This is a genomic window from Pseudomonas sp. FW305-96 (assembly GCF_058783825.1).
In genome coordinates this window covers 45,685-61,908 of the sequence record NZ_JBYSYW010000013.1, presented here as the reverse complement: position 1 = coordinate 61,908, position 16,224 = coordinate 45,685, and the positions used below count along the sequence as shown (strand labels likewise).

General features: G+C 60.8%; 14 protein-coding genes and 1 pseudogene. 10 read left to right on the top strand and 5 right to left on the bottom strand.

Annotated elements, in window-relative coordinates; genetic code table 11:
* Positions 1-304 precede the first annotated feature (304 nt).
* Positions 305-847 carry an AAA family ATPase gene (locus AC3WL2_RS12380; RefSeq protein WP_102682417.1) on the top strand — a complete coding sequence of 181 codons (543 nt, stop codon included), beginning with the start codon at positions 305-307 and terminating at the stop codon, positions 845-847.
* Positions 848-1,036: 189 nt separating this feature from the next.
* On the opposite strand, the gene AC3WL2_RS12375 is transcribed toward AC3WL2_RS12380, so the two are convergent.
* A complete protein-coding gene (locus tag AC3WL2_RS12375) occupies positions 1,037-1,954 on the bottom strand; it encodes a LysR family transcriptional regulator (protein WP_102682418.1) in 918 nt (305 codons plus the stop codon).
* Positions 1,955-2,079: 125 nt separating this feature from the next.
* On the opposite strand from AC3WL2_RS12375, the gene AC3WL2_RS12370 reads away from it, so the two are divergent.
* From AC3WL2_RS12370 to AC3WL2_RS12350, 5 genes are all read left to right on the top strand, one after another.
* Entirely contained in the window at positions 2,080-2,838 is a 759-nt protein-coding gene (locus tag AC3WL2_RS12370; protein WP_046855293.1) for a 5-oxoprolinase subunit PxpA, read from the top strand.
* Between the two features lie 94 nt (positions 2,839-2,932).
* The gene (locus AC3WL2_RS12365) at positions 2,933-3,178 is read left to right on the top strand and encodes an acetyl-CoA carboxylase (protein ID WP_023629552.1); all 246 of its coding nucleotides are present in this window, start codon (positions 2,933-2,935) and stop codon (positions 3,176-3,178) included.
* 10 nt (positions 3,179-3,188) lie between these two features.
* Complete coding sequence (locus AC3WL2_RS12360; RefSeq protein WP_102682419.1) at positions 3,189-4,562, top strand: acetyl-CoA carboxylase biotin carboxylase subunit; 1,374 nt, start codon at positions 3,189-3,191, stop codon at positions 4,560-4,562.
* Positions 4,559-5,431, top strand: coding sequence for a 5-oxoprolinase subunit B family protein (locus AC3WL2_RS12355; protein WP_102682420.1), 873 nt, complete (start codon positions 4,559-4,561; stop codon positions 5,429-5,431). Before AC3WL2_RS12360 ends, AC3WL2_RS12355 begins: the two co-directional genes overlap by 4 nt.
* Positions 5,428-6,402, top strand: a complete 975-nt coding sequence (locus AC3WL2_RS12350; RefSeq protein ID WP_102682421.1) for a 5-oxoprolinase subunit C family protein — start codon at positions 5,428-5,430, stop codon at positions 6,400-6,402. Before AC3WL2_RS12355 ends, AC3WL2_RS12350 begins: the two co-directional genes overlap by 4 nt.
* A 97-nt stretch (positions 6,403-6,499) precedes the next feature.
* Here AC3WL2_RS12350 and AC3WL2_RS12345 read toward each other — a convergent pair whose 3' ends face one another.
* From AC3WL2_RS12345 to AC3WL2_RS12335, 3 genes are all read right to left on the bottom strand, one after another.
* Entirely contained in the window at positions 6,500-7,057 is a 558-nt protein-coding gene (locus tag AC3WL2_RS12345) for a GNAT family N-acetyltransferase (protein ID WP_102682422.1), read from the bottom strand.
* A 322-nt stretch (positions 7,058-7,379) separates the two neighbouring features.
* Positions 7,380-8,297: a transporter gene (locus tag AC3WL2_RS12340; RefSeq protein ID WP_102682423.1), complete on the bottom strand. Its 918-nt coding sequence runs from the start codon at positions 8,295-8,297 to the stop codon at positions 7,380-7,382.
* 63 nt (positions 8,298-8,360) lie between these two features.
* Positions 8,361-10,316, bottom strand: a complete 1,956-nt coding sequence (locus tag AC3WL2_RS12335) for an alkyl/aryl-sulfatase (protein ID WP_102682424.1) — start codon at positions 10,314-10,316, stop codon at positions 8,361-8,363.
* A gap of 266 nt (positions 10,317-10,582) precedes the next feature.
* Between AC3WL2_RS12335 and AC3WL2_RS12330 the strand changes: the two genes are divergently transcribed.
* The 3 genes from AC3WL2_RS12330 to AC3WL2_RS12320 are packed head-to-tail and all read left to right on the top strand — an operon-like array spanning position 10,583 to position 14,389.
* Positions 10,583-11,374 (top strand): hypothetical protein, encoded by a 792-nt coding sequence (locus AC3WL2_RS12330; protein ID WP_102682425.1) that lies wholly within the window; start codon positions 10,583-10,585, stop codon positions 11,372-11,374.
* 19 nt (positions 11,375-11,393) lie between these two features.
* Positions 11,394-12,848 (top strand): DUF1254 domain-containing protein, encoded by a 1,455-nt coding sequence (locus tag AC3WL2_RS12325; RefSeq protein WP_102682426.1) that lies wholly within the window; start codon positions 11,394-11,396, stop codon positions 12,846-12,848.
* A 47-nt stretch (positions 12,849-12,895) separates the two neighbouring features.
* Positions 12,896-14,389: a DUF1254 domain-containing protein gene (locus AC3WL2_RS12320; protein WP_102682427.1), complete on the top strand. Its 1,494-nt coding sequence runs from the start codon at positions 12,896-12,898 to the stop codon at positions 14,387-14,389.
* Between the two features lie 248 nt (positions 14,390-14,637).
* Here AC3WL2_RS12320 and AC3WL2_RS12315 read toward each other — a convergent pair.
* Positions 14,638-15,556, bottom strand: a pseudogene (locus AC3WL2_RS12315) (LysR family transcriptional regulator).
* A gap of 141 nt (positions 15,557-15,697) precedes the next feature.
* On the opposite strand from AC3WL2_RS12315, the gene AC3WL2_RS12310 reads away from it, so the two are divergent.
* Entirely contained in the window at positions 15,698-16,093 is a 396-nt protein-coding gene (locus AC3WL2_RS12310; RefSeq protein ID WP_102682428.1) for a RidA family protein, read from the top strand.
* Positions 16,094-16,224: the final 131 nt, after the last annotated feature.

Below are 16,224 nucleotides of genomic sequence, written 5' to 3'. Positions count from 1 at the left end.
TGGCTAAAATGCGTTTGAACGCCGTGCTGAATGCGCAGGCGCGAATCGCCGAGATCTCGCGCACCGTGTTTTCGCAACCCTGCACCAGGATGATCGTTGGCTGTGCCTGGAAGAAGCCAGCGGGGGGCGCCCAAGAAGGTAAGACACCCACTATGGGGTGACCGAGGGCTTCGGTAATACCCCAGCAGCTTTCGCTAATCTTTGCGGCCGCTGAAAGCGCGAGTGCGCTTGCAGTTGACCGAACTAGCCATTGCCGTACAATCGCGCCCCCAAAAATCAGCAGGCATGGCGAGAGGGAGCTTCAATGCAACGGGTGATGATCGTTGGCCAGCCTGGGTCTGGGAAAAGTACCTTGGCGCGCAAGCTTGGCGAGCAGACAGGCTTGCCGGTCGTGCATATCGACACGATTCACTGGCAGCCAGGGTGGGTTGAGCGAAGCCCTGACGAGAAGACGCGTCTTTGCCGTGAGGTCGAGGCCCGTGAGCGCTGGATCTTCGAAGGCGGGCATTCGACCACCTGGAGCAACCGTCTGGCCCGCGCAGATATGTTGATATGGATCGATCGGTCGGCGGCGCTTCGCTTCTGGCGCGTGTTCTGCAGAACGACGCTCAACCGCGGTCGTTCACGGCCTGACTTGCCGGACGACTGCCCGGAACTGCTGGCCAACCTGCCGGAGTTCTTCAGGTTCATGTGGCGGACGAAAAAGTCGGCCAGGGAGAAGATGAAGCAACTCGTGACAAGGGCACCGTCGGGTTGTCGCGTGGTCTGCCTGCGGTCCAATCGAGATACCGAAGTTTTTCTCGCGAGCCTGGGAACATTGCCTGATCAGGTGGCGCGAGGTCATTAGAGGTCCGTTCTCGTTTGCTTGGCGGCAGATGCCTTTGAGGCGTATTACAACGTTTTAACCTGCCCAAGGATGGCCCATGCAAGGCGCTGACCAGCAAAATCACGATCTACAACCCTGAATGGCCGCAGCGGTACGAGGTGGGCAAAGTGGTTTTGCGGCCGTTGACTCTGGATTGAAACCGATTTGCTTTCAGCGCCGCGCGGAAAGTTGTTGCGGCGCCAGGAACGCGTCGTGGAAGTAATTGTGGAACGCGTGCATCGCCGGGCTGAATTCCCGCTCGCGATGCCAGGCCAGGCCGACGCTCATGGGGGTGACCTTGTCGGTGATGGTCACGGTTTCGATGCGTTTACCCTCCAGCGACCACGGACGGTGTACCAGGTCGGAGAGGATCGCCACACCGCTGCCGTTGGCCACCATGCTGCGCACCGCTTCCACGGAGCTGGTGCGGATTCGCACGTTGGGCTGCTGTCGGGCATGTTCCCAGTAGCGCATGGCGCTTTGTTCGGCTTCGTCGACGGTAAGCAGGATGAAGGGCTCCTGTGTGACGTCGGCAAGGCTCACGGCCGAGTGTTCGCACAGCGGGTGATGGCTGGGCAGCCACAGCCGGCGCTCGGAATTGAACAGGGTTTTCGAGACGATGTCCGGGTGGGTCAGGTTCGAGGTCAGCACCACCGCCATGTCGAATTCGCCTTCCAGCAGGCCTTGCTCGATGGCCTGGCGCTCCCGTTCGTGCACTTCGATGGCCACGTCCGGGTGCCAGTGTTCCAGGCGTTGCAGATGGTGCGGCAGGAAGTAGCCGATCACCGTGTAACTGGCCGCTACCCGCAACAGGCCGGTGGCGCGAACGTCCGGCAGTGGGCTGTTAAGGGCATCGTCGACGCTGCGCAAGATCACGTAGGCCCGATTGAGAAAGTGCCGTCCGGCATCGGTCAGGCTCATGCCCTGGGCCGAGCGCTGGAACAGTAGCGTGCCGAGCATGCCCTCCAGCTCCTTGATCGCTGTGGTCACCGCCGACTGGGAAATATTCAAATGAATCGCAGCCTGGGAGATTTGCCCGATCTCGGCCGTGGCGACGAAATAGCGAACCTGGCGCAGGGTCAGTGACATGAACACTCCGCTTGATGAGGTATCTGATTTTCAGAAGATATCCCCTCTGATAATTGATCTTCCCAAGGGGGTGGCTGGAATTTAACGTGCTCTGCATGAAGTCACAAGCGTCAGGAGCAAGTGTCATGCAGGCAGTAGATTTCAATTCGGACATGGGCGAAGGCTTCGGTCCGTGGACTATCGGCGACGGCGTCGACAACGAACTGATGGGCTTCATCAGCTCGGCCAACATCGCCACCGGTTTCCATGCCGGCGATCCCGGCACCATGCGTCGCACTGTCGAGCAGGCCAAGCGCCTGGGCGTGGCCGTCGGTGCCCATCCGGGCTTTCGCGACCTGGTCGGTTTCGGCCGCCGTCACATCAATGCACCGGCCCAGGAGCTGGTGGACGACATGCTCTATCAGCTGGGCGCCCTGCGTGAACTCGCCCGGGTTCAAGGCGTAGCCCTGCAACACATCAAACCCCACGGCGCGCTGTACATGCACCTGGCCCGGGACGAGGAAGCGGCGCGTTTGCTGGTGGAAAACCTGCAGCGCCTGGAGCCCGAGCTGCTGCTGTATTGCATGCCCGACTCGGCGATCTGGCGTATCGCCACGGAGCTGGGCCAACCGGTGATCCGCGAGTTCTACGCCGACCGCGAATACGACCTCAGCGGCTCCATCGTCTTCACCCGCAACGTGCGTGCCTACGACCCCGCGCAAGTAGCTGCGCGGGTACTGCGTGCCTGTCAGGAAGGCGTGGTGCGCACGGTGGAGGGTGAAGACCTGGCGATCGAATTCGACTCCATTTGCTTGCACAGCGATACACCCGGTGCCCTGGCACTGGTCGAGGCTACCCGTAATGCGCTCGATGGCGCGGGGATCCAGGTGCGCGCACCGCGATAACGCACCCGAAGACACCTGGCACACAGACGCCAGGGCTTACTCGACACACAGATTTTTTGCCTGCCTTTCTACAACTATTCCAAGAGGAACAGACATGGCGCAGCACACAGTCATCACCCCGTTGCCGGGGACTTTCTACCGCAAGGCCACCCCGGAATCGCCGAACTACGTCGAGGCCGGTGCCAACGTCAGCGCCGATACGGTGATTGGCCTGATCGAGGTCATGAAGCAGTTTTCCGAACTGACCGCGGGTACGGCAGGGCGTCTGGACGCGTTTCTGGTCGAAGACGGTGATCCGGTGGAGCCGGGTCAGGTCATCGCCACACTCGAAGACGCGTGAGGGCACGACCATGACTCAAGGCATTCGTAAATTGCTGATCGCCAACCGCGGCGAGATTGCCGTGCGGATCATCCGCGCCGCGCAAGCGCTGGGTATTCCCACTGTGGCAGCCTGCAGCGAAGCAGACGTCGACTCCCAGGCCGCACGCATGGCCGACGAAGTGCACATCCTCGGCCCGGCCCGCGCCGACAAGAGCTACCTCAATGTCGAAGCGCTGCTCGGTGCCCTGAAGGCCACCGGGGCCAACGCGGTGCACCCAGGCTACGGCTTTCTCTCGGAGAACGCCGAATTTGCCGAAGCGGTGCAAGCCGCCGGGGCGATTTTCGTCGGCCCAAGCCCCGAGACCATCCGGCGCATGGGCGACAAGGCCGAAGCCCGGCGCACTGCGCAAGCCGCGGGTGTACCGGTGGTGCCCGGCTCCACGGATGAGCTGTTCGATGTGGAGTCGGCGCGCAAAGCCGCCGAATCCGTCGGCTTCCCGCTGCTGATCAAGGCCTCGGCCGGTGGCGGCGGGCGTGGGATTCGCCTGGCGGAAAACCCGCAGCAACTGAGCGAAGAATTCCCCCGTTCCCAGCGCGAAGCCCAGGCCGCCTTCGGCAACGGCGCGGTGTATCTGGAGCGCTTCATCGGCAAGGCCCGGCACATCGAAGTGCAGGTGCTGGGCGACGGCAAGCATGCGGTGCACTTGTTCGAACGCGAGTGTTCGCTGCAACGCCGTCGGCAGAAGATCTTCGAAGAAGCGCCGTCGCCGGTCCTCGACGCGCAGCAGCGCGAGGCCCTCTGCGCGAGTGCCGTGCGCCTGACCGAGGCCCTGGGCTATCAGGGCGCGGGCACCCTTGAGTATCTGTACGACGACGCCACCGGAGAGTTTTTCTTCATCGAGATGAACACGCGGATCCAGGTGGAGCACCCGGTCAGCGAGCTAATCACCGGCATTGATCTGGTTCAGGCCATGTTGCGCATCGCCGGCGGCGAACCGCTGGGCCTCAAGCAAAGCGATATCCGGCTCAACGGCGCGGCCCTGCAAATGCGCCTGAACGCCGAAGACCCGGCGCGGGATTTCTTCCCAAGCCCGGGTCTTGTGCAAGCGCTGAACTGGCCGGAAGGCGAGGGCGTGCGCGTAGACAGCCATCTGTATGAAGGCTACCGAGTACCGCCATACTATGACTCGCTGCTGGCCAAGCTGATCGTCCATGGCAGCGATCGCGACGAGGCCCTGGCCCGCGCGCGACTGGCCGTGGAGCAGACCACGCTCACGGGCATGGCCAGCACCTTGTCTCTGCATGGCGAGTTGCTGGAGCAACCCTGGCTGCACACTGCCGATTTCCACACCGGCACTTTGGAAACCTGGCTGGCCGAGCGCCGCAGCGGAGGTGCAGCATGAGCAGTCCGATTCGCTACAGCTTTGGCGCCGACGAGCATCTGTTTGCCGAAGTCAGCGACAGCATGTCCCTTGAAGCCTTCTTCAAGGGCATGGCCGTCACCCGTGCGGTGGAGCGCTTGGCCCTCGATGGCGTGCTCGACGTGTGCCTGGCCAACGCCTCGTTCCAGATCCGTTTCGACCCGGACCGCATCGCCCCGGCCGATCTGCTCGAAGCGGTGAAGGGCGCCGAAGCCGAGGCCGTGGCCGAGCGCACCCTGCATACCCGGATCATCGAAATCCCGGTGCTCTACAACGATCCGTGGACCCACGAAACCCTGATGCGCTTTCGCGACCGCCACCAGGACCCGAACGCCACGGATCTGGAGTACGCCGCGCGCATCAACGGCCTGGCCGACGTCGAGGCGTTCATCGCCGCCCACAGTGGCGCGCCGTGGTTCGTTTCGATGGTGGGCTTCGTGGCGGGCCTGCCGTTCATGTTCCAGATGGTCGAGCGCGAATGCCAGTTGCAGGTACCCAAGTACCTGCGACCGCGTACCGACACGCCGAAATTGACCCTGGGCCATGGCGGCTGCTTCGGTTGCATCTACTCGGTGCGTGGCGCCGGTGGCTACCAGATGTTCGGCGTCACTCCGGCACCGATCTACGACCCGCAGCAGAACCTGGGGTACCTGAAGGAACACATGGTGTTCTTCCGTCCCGGCGACATCGTGCAGTTCAAGTCGATGGACCGTGCTGCCTATGACCACGCCGTGGCCGAGGTCGAAGCCGGGCGCTTCGACCTGCGCATCCGTCCAGTGGAGTTCTCGCTCGATGCGTTCCTCGCCGACCCGATCGGCTATCCCAAGTCGCTGCAGGAGGTGCTGGCATGATCAAGGTACTCAAACCCGGTCTGGCCACCTCAGTGCAGGACCTCGGCCGCGAGGGCTACTACCATCTGGGTATCCCGCCTTCCGGGGCACTGGACCAGTACGCCCTGAGCGCGGCCAACCAGTTGGTGGGCAACCCGGCCAATTCGGCGGCGCTGGAGTGCACCTTGCTGGGGCCGGAGCTGGAGTTTCAGCATGACGCCCTGGTGGCGGTATGTGGTGCGCAGATGACGCCGAAAGTCGATGGCGTGGACATGCACTTGGACACCGCCTTCGAAGTGAAGGCCGGACAAGTGCTGCGTTTCGATTTTCCCAAGGCTGGCGCGCGGGCTTATCTGGCGGTGGCCGGCGGTATCGATGTACCGGTGGTGCTCGGCAGTCGTTCCACCTACGCGCTGGGGGCGCTGGGTGGCTTTCAGGGGCGCAGGCTGGTGATTGGCGATGAACTGCCGATAGGCGCCGCCAGCGGCAAGGGGCGTGTCGGGGCGAGTCTGCCCATGGCGTTGCGACAGTCGCTGGGAGGGGAGATCACCCTGCGGGTGGTGCCGGGTCTGTACTACGATCGCTTGACCCTGGCGGCGGCGGACAGCTTTTTCGCCGAAGCCTGGACCGTCGGCTCGGAGGCAGATCGCATCGGCTATCGCTTCAAGGGTGGCAGCCCGCTGAGCTTCCAGCCTCGCGAGCAGCCGTTCGGCGCCGGCTCCGATCCTTCGAACATCGTCGACAGCTGCTACCCGATCGGCTCTATCCAGGTGCCGGCAGGGCTCGAGCCCATCATTCTGCACCGCGATGCAGTGTCCGGTGGCGGCTACGCGATGATCGGCACGGTGATCAGCGCCGACCTCGATCTGGTCGGCCAGATGCAACCCAACCAGAAGGCCCGCTTCGTCGCGGTGACGCTGGAAGAGGCGCTGCAAGCCCGACGTTCCTACAAGAAAAAACTCAGCTGTTTGAGCAAGCTGTTCCCTTGCTGATCTGCCGCCGCACTGCGCGGGTAAAGCCAAAAAGGCAAGCCAACGCCGCCCCTCGGTACGGGGCGGCTGCCTGAGCTTGAGCCGCTGACGTAAAGAACTAGCGACTGGCAGTCGACCTTTCTAACCAGTCAGCACGAGTCATCTCCCATACTTCGACCTCCATCCGTCCAGATACGAAATCTCCTGCCCGCACGTCTACCAAGCGCATACCCTCATGTTTCGAGACCCTGCGAGATGCGTCGTTGGCAACCGCTTTGGGAACCTGCATGACCGGACGCGACAGTGTCTCGAACCAATAGGCATTGATGATCTGGCATGCCTCGCGCATGTAACCCTTTCCCCACCACTGTGGGGCGAGCCAGAAGCCTCTGTTGTTTCCAGGCTGATCATACAAACTGATGCTACCCAGGGTGCAGCTGGCATCGTCGCGCATGCGGATCATCCAGTGCCATTCACGACCTGCTGCCATGGCGGGCAGGGCGATATCTCGGACATAGACCAGCGCCCCGTCTTCTGGATACGGCCATGGGACACGACTGTCCAGGTAGCGAACTACCTCCCAGCAGGGGAACAGCTCCTGGATGATGGGCGAATCCTCTAACTGGAGGGGGGTGAGAACCAGCCGATCAGTGATAAGCGTCGCAAGACTGTCCATGACATTCGTTCCCGGGCATCCCTGTGAGACGTTGATTATCTGGACCGGGCTGGTTTGTGTCGACTGCTTCTGGCCGTGATCTGCTCTCCGCCAGGGGCAGCTATGGGGCGAGAGTAGTTAGCCGCGTCTGGCTGCTTTCGATCCATTGCCGACCTTCACATGTGGATTACCTCCGGGGAACCAGTCAGTGGTGTCTACCAAGCGAAGGACAATTCAAAGCATTATCATCTCGACCCAGCGGCGCCAACCGACCCGGCGCTCGTAGCCGTAACAGCGGCGATTCCTCCCTGATTCCGGTGCCACCCTACACTGATTGAGGTCTTCACCACACATACTGCAATCGCAACGTCCAGGTGTTCACATCCGGTGAACCTGTGCGCTCGGAAACGGTATCGGAATAAGCAATCAGCCCCCCGAACTGCGGCGATAGCATGAAGCCCAGGCTGGCACCCAGCAACGTGTTCTCTTGCTGATTGTCCTGGTTGACGCCGTTGATCCTGGTTTCTCCGCCTTTGTTGTAGGTGGCATCGAGGGAAGCCCAAAGTGCACGGTTGAAGCTGTAGCTGTAGTGGCCTTCGACGGCATACAGCGGCTTCTGCTCAAGCGTGTTGTCGCCCAGGTAATCATCATTGTCGCCATACAGGGATACGTAGGTGTTGACCTCGAGCCAGGTCGGCCCGATAGGTGTACCAAACGCCAGCTCCGGTTTGAACACCCAGCGGTTAGCGCCGATGTTGATGATGCGCTTCTTGTCGTAATCGCCGGTGGGCGCCGTTACCCACAAGGCCCCGGTCAGGAATGTCTCGGGCTGCCAGGTGGCGAATTCTTCCTGGGTCAGCGCCGGCCCGCCGAACAGGTTGTGCACGAAAACCAGCTGCACATCACCCATGCCGCCGTTGTGCTTGGTACCGTCGAAAAACCGCGCATCGTCGAATGACGCGCTCACGTCAGCATAGGGCTGGATTACCTGTATCGCAGAGTTGCGCCCGTCGATACCGAAGGATCGCGCGTAGCGCAGAATGTACAGGTCGGCGTTCAGTGACAGCCCATCGATCGGCAACGAGGTGTCGATGGGCGTGTTGGTGTCGATGAGGTTGTAGTAGCCGAAAATCATGTTCAGGTCGGTTGGCAGGTTTTGCCAGTCGCGAGCGTTGTCTGCCTGAACGGTCACGGCGCAAAGGGAAGTGGCAACGCCGATACCCAACAGCGTTGTGCCGGTACACCACGAGCGTCGAAGCATGCAGGATCCTCACTGTTCATCCATGGAGTGGCCCCGGCCACCTTGCCGGGGCTTGCGGCAGGGTCAAGGCGTCACGATGTCGAACATGGTCGGGAAGGTGTCGAGCAGCCCCAGCAGCTCGTTAACCTTGGCGACATCGCCCTCCACCTTGGCCTTGCCTGCGGCGACTTCCTTGTCCAGGTCGACGCCGCCCATCATCAGCCCCGCAAAGCCCAGCTTGTCGACCGTCAACGTGGCGTCGGCCTTGTCCAGTACCTTGCCTTCGGTGTAGATGATCACACCGTTGCGAAGCTCCACAGCGTAGTTGCCGCCATCAGGTTGTTTCCAGTTCAGCAGCACATGCTTGCCGATGGCTTTAGGACCATTGATCCGCACACCCAGGTAATCGAGCAGCAGGTCGGGGCTCATCGCTGCAACCATGTCCGGACTCGAGGTGCTGATGCCCGGCACCTTCGGTACGCCGTTACGCAGTTCGAATGCGCCCATCAGGTATTCGTTGCGCCAGGTCGGGTTTTCCGTCTGGTAGCCCAGTTGCTCGAAGGCATCGGCTTGCAGATTGCGCGCCTGCTGATTGGACGGGTCGGCGAACACCACATGCTTGAGCACCTCAGCGGCCCAACGGTAGTCGCCCTTGTCGATCGAGGCCTTGGCCTTGGTCATGACCGCTTCGGCACCGCCCATGAATTCAACGTACTTCTGGCCCGCCTCGGTGGGCGGCAGCGGGTGCAGGTTGGCCGGGTTGCTGTCGTACCAGCCCAGGTAGCGCTGGTAAATGGCCTTGGCATCATGATTTACCGAACCGTAGTAACCGCGGTTGTGCCATTTTTTGCCGGTGCTGTCGGGCAACTGCAATTGTTCGGCGATCTCGACCATGGTGTAACCCTTGTTCGCCAGGTTCAGCGACTGGTCATGGATGTATTTGAACATGTCCCGCTGGTCGGCGATGAAATCGACGATGCGTTGCTGGCCCCACATCGGCCAGTGGTGCTGGGCGATAACCACTTCGACCTCGCTGCCATGGGCGTTGATAGCCTGGTTCAGGGTCTTCCACCAATTGGCCGCGTTGCGCACCTGGGCGCCGCGCAGGGTGTAGAGGTTGTGCAGGGTGTGGGTAGCATCCTCGGCGGTGTTGAGCAGCTTGAATTGCGGGAACCAGATGAGCATTTCCGACGGCGCTTCGGTGCCTGGCGCCATCTGGAATTCCATCTCGACGCCGTCGATGTTGCGCTTCTCACCGGTCTTGGTGATGGTGTCGGTCGGCGCAATCAGGGTGAAGGTACCGAACGAGGTGGTCTTGCCCAGCCCGGCGTCCAACTGCCCACGGGCACTGCGCGGCAACAACGCGCCATACTGGTAGAGCGTACGTCGGCTCATCGCATTGCCGGCCAGCACGTTCTCGCTCACGGCTTCTTCGAGGAAGCCTTCCGGGGCAATGATCTTGACCTTGCCGGCCTTCACATCCTCTTCGTTGGTCACGCCTTTTACGCCGCCGTAGTGGTCGGCATGGCTGTGGGTGTAGATCACCGCCACCACCGGCTTTTTCGGGCGGTTCTTGTAGTAGAGGTCCAGGCCAGCCTTGGCGACTTCGGTGGTGACCAGCGGGTCGATGATGATCAGGCCATTGTCGGTTTCGATGATGGTCATGTTCGACAGGTCGAAACCGCGGATCTGGTAGACCCTGTCGGTGACCTTGAACAGGCCGTTGTTCAGGTTGAGTTCAGCGATGCGCCAAAGGCTCGGGTTGACCGTATCGGGCGCCTCGCCCTTGATGAAATCATAACTGGTCAGGTCCCAGGACGTTTCTCCCTTGGCGTCCCGAATGGTCATCGGCACCAGGGTTTCGATAAAGCCCTTCTTGGCGTCTTCGAAGTCCTGCTTGTCGGCAAAGGGCAGCTCTTTGAGCACCGCCGCATTGGCCTGACGTGTCTGCTCACTGGCGTCCTTCGGCTCTACCTGGGCCACGGCCCAGACGCTGTTCAGGCTAATTGCCGCAGCCAGTACATGTTTGCAAAATTTCATCGAGCGTCCCCGTCCATGTTTCGATTCAGCCAATGGCCTGTTCGTGCAACAAAAAAATCCCTGCGGGTGGCCGCCGTTCAGCTACACGCGATTGGCTAATGAGCATAGACACAAACTGAAAAACCGCTTGAACGGTCGCGGTTTAACTGCCCGGTACATAACCACGAGCGCTAGCACAATAAGGAACCTCTGCTAACTTTGAGTCGACCTATTAATCGATTCGAATCGGTTGCAGATGCCGATCGCCAAGTCAGGGAAGATTACACATGCGTAGAAGTTTACTTTTACGATCATTGGTAGTGGCCGTTCTGTGTTCGCCCCCGTCAGGCGCGTTTGCAGACAATGCCGAAACAGCCAACAAAAGTAACAACCCGCTCAACCTTGCCCCGGGCTTGAACTTCCAGGATTACTACACGCCGTCGCTGTATGACACCAACGCGCACACCAACGACCTGCTGCTGCGCGGCACGCTGCCGATCGCCCCGGGCGACTTTATCGGTGTCCCGCAACTGCTGCGCGCCACGGTGCCCATCAGTACCCGCCCGGACCCGCACGGCGGCTACAGCACGGGCCTGGGCGACCTGAACCTGTTCGATATCTTCCTGCTCAAGACCGAGGGCGTTCAGCTCGGCATCGGCCCGCAAATCACCGCCCCCACGGCCGAGCATGATGAGTTGGGGACTGGCAAATGGCAGGGGGGGCTTGCCGCCGTGGCCATCGATGCCTCCCCACGCGGCCTGCTGGGTGCTCTGGTGCAGTACCAGTCATCCTTTGCCGGTGACGATGACCGGCCCCATGTCGAGACCGCGACCTTTCAACCTTTCATCATTCACAACTTACCCAAGGGCTGGTACCTGCGCTCCACCGGCACCTGGACCTTTGACCTGAAGAACGACACCCATTACATCCCCCTAGGCCTGGGTATCGGCAAGGCAAGCAAGGTGGGCGGCAACATCTACAACTGGTTCGTCGAACCGCAGTGGACGGTGGACCACAAGGGCGCGGGCGTGCCGCAGTTCACGTTGTTCGCGGGTTTGAACATCACGTTGGGGAAGTAACGGACAAGGAGAGGACCGCATGAGAAAAGGTGCATTGAGTGCCCACCTGGCGCTGGCAACCAGCGCGCTGCTGATCACTGCCGCAGTGCAGGCGAGCGAGCAGCCGGCCGTGCAGGTAACCGGCCCTGCGGCGGATGTGAAAGTGACCGAGGCCTATGTGCGCATGCAGGCAAGGGATGCGTACTTCTGGGGCTGGACGATGGCCAACATCTACAACCGCAGGCAGAAGTTCAAGGACCTGCCCGAAGCCGGACTGATGGGTGGCATCGTGCCGGTGGCGCCGATCAACCACCTGTCGATGCTCACCGACTACATCTCGCCGGGCGAACGCCTGGTCGCATGCCCCAACCAGGACGTGGTCTACGGCGCTGGCAGCATTGCCCTGGACATCGAGCCGGTGGTGCTGCAAGTACCGGATTTCAAGGATCGCTTCTGGGTATACCAGGTGGTGGACCTGCGCTCGGACAGCTTCGCCGAATTGGGCAAGATGTATGGCAGCAAACCCGGGTTCTACCTGCTGGTCGGGCCTGAATGGAACGGTAAAGTGCCTGAAGGTATTACCCAGGTATTCCGCGCCAAGACCAATACCGGCTTTGTCATCCCCAGGGTTTTCCAGGATGACACCGACCAGGACCGCGAAGCGATTCAGCCATTCCTGTCGGGTATTGATATGTACCCACTTTCGCAATTCGATGGCAAAGCCAAACAGCGTGACTGGCGCAGGTCACCCAAATTCCCTGCGCAAGCGGCGGGTGATGAAGAAACCCGCTGGGTGTTCCCGGAAAAGTTCTTTGATGAACTGCCGGCCATTCTCGCAGATGCCAAACCCTTGCCAGGTGAAGAGGCCCACTACGCCCAATTGGCAAACTTGGCACAGATTGCCCAGCGCGACCCTCAGCTGAAGCAGGCGATGATTGACGAAGCACAAAAAACCGATGAGGAAGTGGTCAAGCCGCTGTTGCAGTTCCGCAACTACGGCCAGCAACTGCCCCATCACTGGAGCACGATCACCAACGGCGCAGCGTTCGGTACCGATTACTTCCTGCGCACGGCGGTCGCCCGTTCGAACATCTTCGTCAACAAACAGATCGAGACCAAGTATTTCTACCAGGACCTGGATCAAAGCGGCCAACGCCTCAACGGTGCCCAACGTTACAGCGTGACGTTCGCCAAGGATGCCTTGCCACCGGTTAAGGGGTTCTGGTCACTCACGCTCTATAACCAACAGCACTTCTTTGCCGAAAACGACTTGGGCCGGTACTCCCTGGGTACCAAGAACAAAGCGTTGAAACACAATGCTGACGGCTCGCTGACGCTGTATGTGCAGAGCGAATCGCCGGGTGCCGACAAGGAAAGCAACTGGCTGCCCGCGCCGAAGGGCGCCGATTTCTCGCTGTACGTTCGAGCCTACTGGCCTGAAGCCTCTGCAATGAACGGCCAGTGGACCCCGCCGGCGGTGGTCAAGGCCAACTGACAGCCGCATCAGACACCCTTTCAAACTGCGCCACACAAGGACATCCCATGAGCAGCTTGCGCAACACCCTGACCGCCCTGGCCGTAGCGGTCTCGCTGGGCAGCGTCGCCAATGCCGCCACGCGTTACGAAGAGCTGGCCAATCAGCCTTTTGAAAATGGCTTTCCGACTGAAGCCACCGCCCGCAGCCTGATCGACGAACTGGTCTTTCAGCGTGCAGTGCAGTCATACCTGTGGTCCCTGCCAGCCATCAACATCTGGGCGATGAAGGAAGCGTCAGAGAAACAATTTGGTGCTGGCTACAACATCCTGCCGACCTGGAAGAAGCGCATCAATGCCAAGACACTGGTGACCACGCCGAACTCCGACCTGGTCTATGCCATGAGCTATCTGGACCTGGCGAAGTACGGTCCGTTGGTGGTCGAGGCACCGCCCGGGGTGCAGGGCATGTTCGATGATTTCTTCCAGCGGCCGATTGTGGGGCCGACCATCGATGGCAAGACCTGGCGCGGTGACGTCGGCCTGGCCGGGCCCGACAAGGGCAAGGGCGGTACCTATGTGCTGCTGCCGCCAGGTTATGACGGCCCTGAGCCTACCGAGGGCTTCGTCTACCGCTCGCGCACCAACAATGTGTTCCTGTTCTGGCGCACCTTCTTCAAGGACCCGAAGGACCTGAGCGTGCCGGTGGCCGAAGTGGAGCGCACGAAGATCTATCCGTTAGGCAAGAAGGGTTCGGCGCTGCCCATGCAGTTCCCCGATGCTACCGGTGCGCCGATCAACATGCTGTTCCCCGAGGACGGCCGCTACTTCGAACTGCTCTCGCGCTTCATTGAAGCCGAAGCGGTCGACCCGGCAGACATGGACATGCGCGGCTTCCTGCATACCATCGGCATCGAAAAGGGCAAGCCCTTCGCCCCGGATGCCGAGCGGCGCAAACTGCTGGATGAGGCGGCACGCACCGCGTTCAAGATGAGCAAGGTGGTCACCAGCCATCTCTTGATGAAAGAGCCAGGGGGGCTGTACTACACGGATCGCCAGTATGTGAACACGTTCGCTGGGGAAAACACTGAGTTCCAGTCCAGCGGCACGTTCACCAATCTTGAGCAGCGAGTGGCGTTCTTCACCTCTGCCTACTCGGACAGCCCGGGCATGGTAATGAACATGGTCGGTGCCGGCGCCAAGTACCCGGCGACTACCCGCGATGCCGACGGCAAGTTCCTCGACGGCGCCCATACCTACAAAATCAACCTTCCGGCAAATGTGCCGGCGGCGTTGTTCTGGTCGGTGACTGCCTATGACAACCTCACAGCCTCGGGCCTGGACAACGGCCAGCCGTTCCCGTCGCTTAACCAGATGGACAAGCCCGCGCAGAACAGCGACGGCTCGACCGACATCTACTTCGGCCCTGATTCACCCGGTACAGGGAAAAACTGGATTCGCACCGTACCAGGCAAAGGCTTCCTGGTGATCGTGCGGCTGTACGGTCCGAAACAGGCGTTTTTCGACCAGAGCTGGAAACCCAGTGATTTGATCAAGCAATAGTGTGAAACTTGCGTTGCCCCGTTACCAAGTGGGGCAATGCGAATATGTGAGTGACAGAGCCTCTTACTATCTTAGTGAGCCTCAATCCGTACGGTCCGCTGCACCCTGATGAACGGCAGCTTTGGGTCGGAAGCGGCCAGTCACGAAATGCCGCTAACGACTCATAATTGGCCTCCAGCGCACTGTCAGAAAACGGGCAAAAGCGGAAATTCGGAGCGCCTGGTCCAGGTGCGGCCTTGCACCTGTTTTCAGCCTCTCACCGACGCATGCTCGACCATCAATTCGGTTATCCACTCGATAAACAAACACCCGCACCTTGGCGCTGACATGGCGATTCGGCGGGAAGGCCAGGTACATCGGCATCGGCGACATGTGCCAGTCTTCGAACAGTGGCAGCAGTTCGCCGCTGATCAGGTGGGGTTTGGCCATGTACTGCGGCAGCCAGAGCATCCCGAGGCCAGCCAGGCCGGCGGCAAGGTACGCATTGCCGTCATCGACCGTCAGTTGCGGGCGCGCCTGGACCTCCAAGCGTTCATCACCACGGTGCATCGCGTAGGGCAAAGTTTTGCCTGTACGAAGCCAGAGAAAGCCGACGGTTTTGTGCTGGCCTTCCTCCAGCTCAAGGGGGGGCACCGGCGTCCCGAAGCGCTGCAGATAGCTGGGTGTGGCATAGATGCCGAGTTTCAGATCGCCCACATGCCTTGCCACCAAGGACTGGTCGGTGATCTCGCCGCCACGCACCACGCAGTCAATGTTTTCACCAATGATGTCGACGATGCGATCGCTCACGCCCACCGTCAGCTGGATTTCCGGATAACGTGCAAAGAACCCCGGCAAGGCAGGTATGAGCAGCATTCGCGCCAGCGGGCTGGGTACATCCACCCGCAGCCGGCCGCGCGGCGCCATCGACGCGCTGGACAAGCTGGTCTCGGCGTCGTCCATGTCTGCCAGTAACCGGACGACACGTTCGTAGTAGGCCGCGCCGTCGGCGGTGACATTGACCTTGCGCGTGGTACGGTTGAACAGGCGCACGCGCAACCTTGCTTCCAGCTGCTGAATGAGCTGCGTCACGGTGGTCTTGCTCATGTGCAGGGTGGCGGCCGCCTTGGTGAAACTGCCGGTTTCCACCACCCGGGCAAACGCCTGCATTGCATCGAATCGGTCCATTGCACGCCTCGTTCGCGCCAGGATTGTTTGGAGTATACAAACAGTCCTGGCCAGCGCTGCCCGTTTATCCAGGCAGGTGGCCTTTTTTATAGTGTCCTCACCGTAAACAGCGGGCCGCGATGGCCCAGAACGAGGTAGGCCATGTCCAGCAAACGTGAAGTCGTTTTCCCGCCAGATCGCCATGCTTTGTACGAGTTGCACCGCTACTCGCCGGCGATTCGCTCCAATGGTTTTCTGTTCGTATCCGGTCAGGTCGGCAGCCGCAAGGATGGTTCGGCCGAGCCCGACCTCGCGGCGCAGGTTCGCTTGGCCTTTGCCAATCTAAACGCGATCCTGGCCGAGGCCGGCGGTAGTTTCGAGGATGTGGTTGATACGACCATCTTCATGGTCGACCCCGACTCGACATTCGAAACCATCTGGGAGGTGGCAGCCGAGTATTGGGGCGAGGCGCCTTATCCCACGGTGACCGCTATCGGCGTGACCTGGCTGTCCGGCTTCGATTTCGAGATCAAGGTGATCGCGAAACTGCCGCAATAGTAATGGGGTAGGGGGGCGCGTTCATAACGCGTCCTACAGGCATGAATAAGATTTTCCCTATTTCGAGTAGTCCGTTTCCGAAGCATGCTTTGGCCACTGTTGCGCCCTCGAAGTGGCGGCTAGTCTCGCTG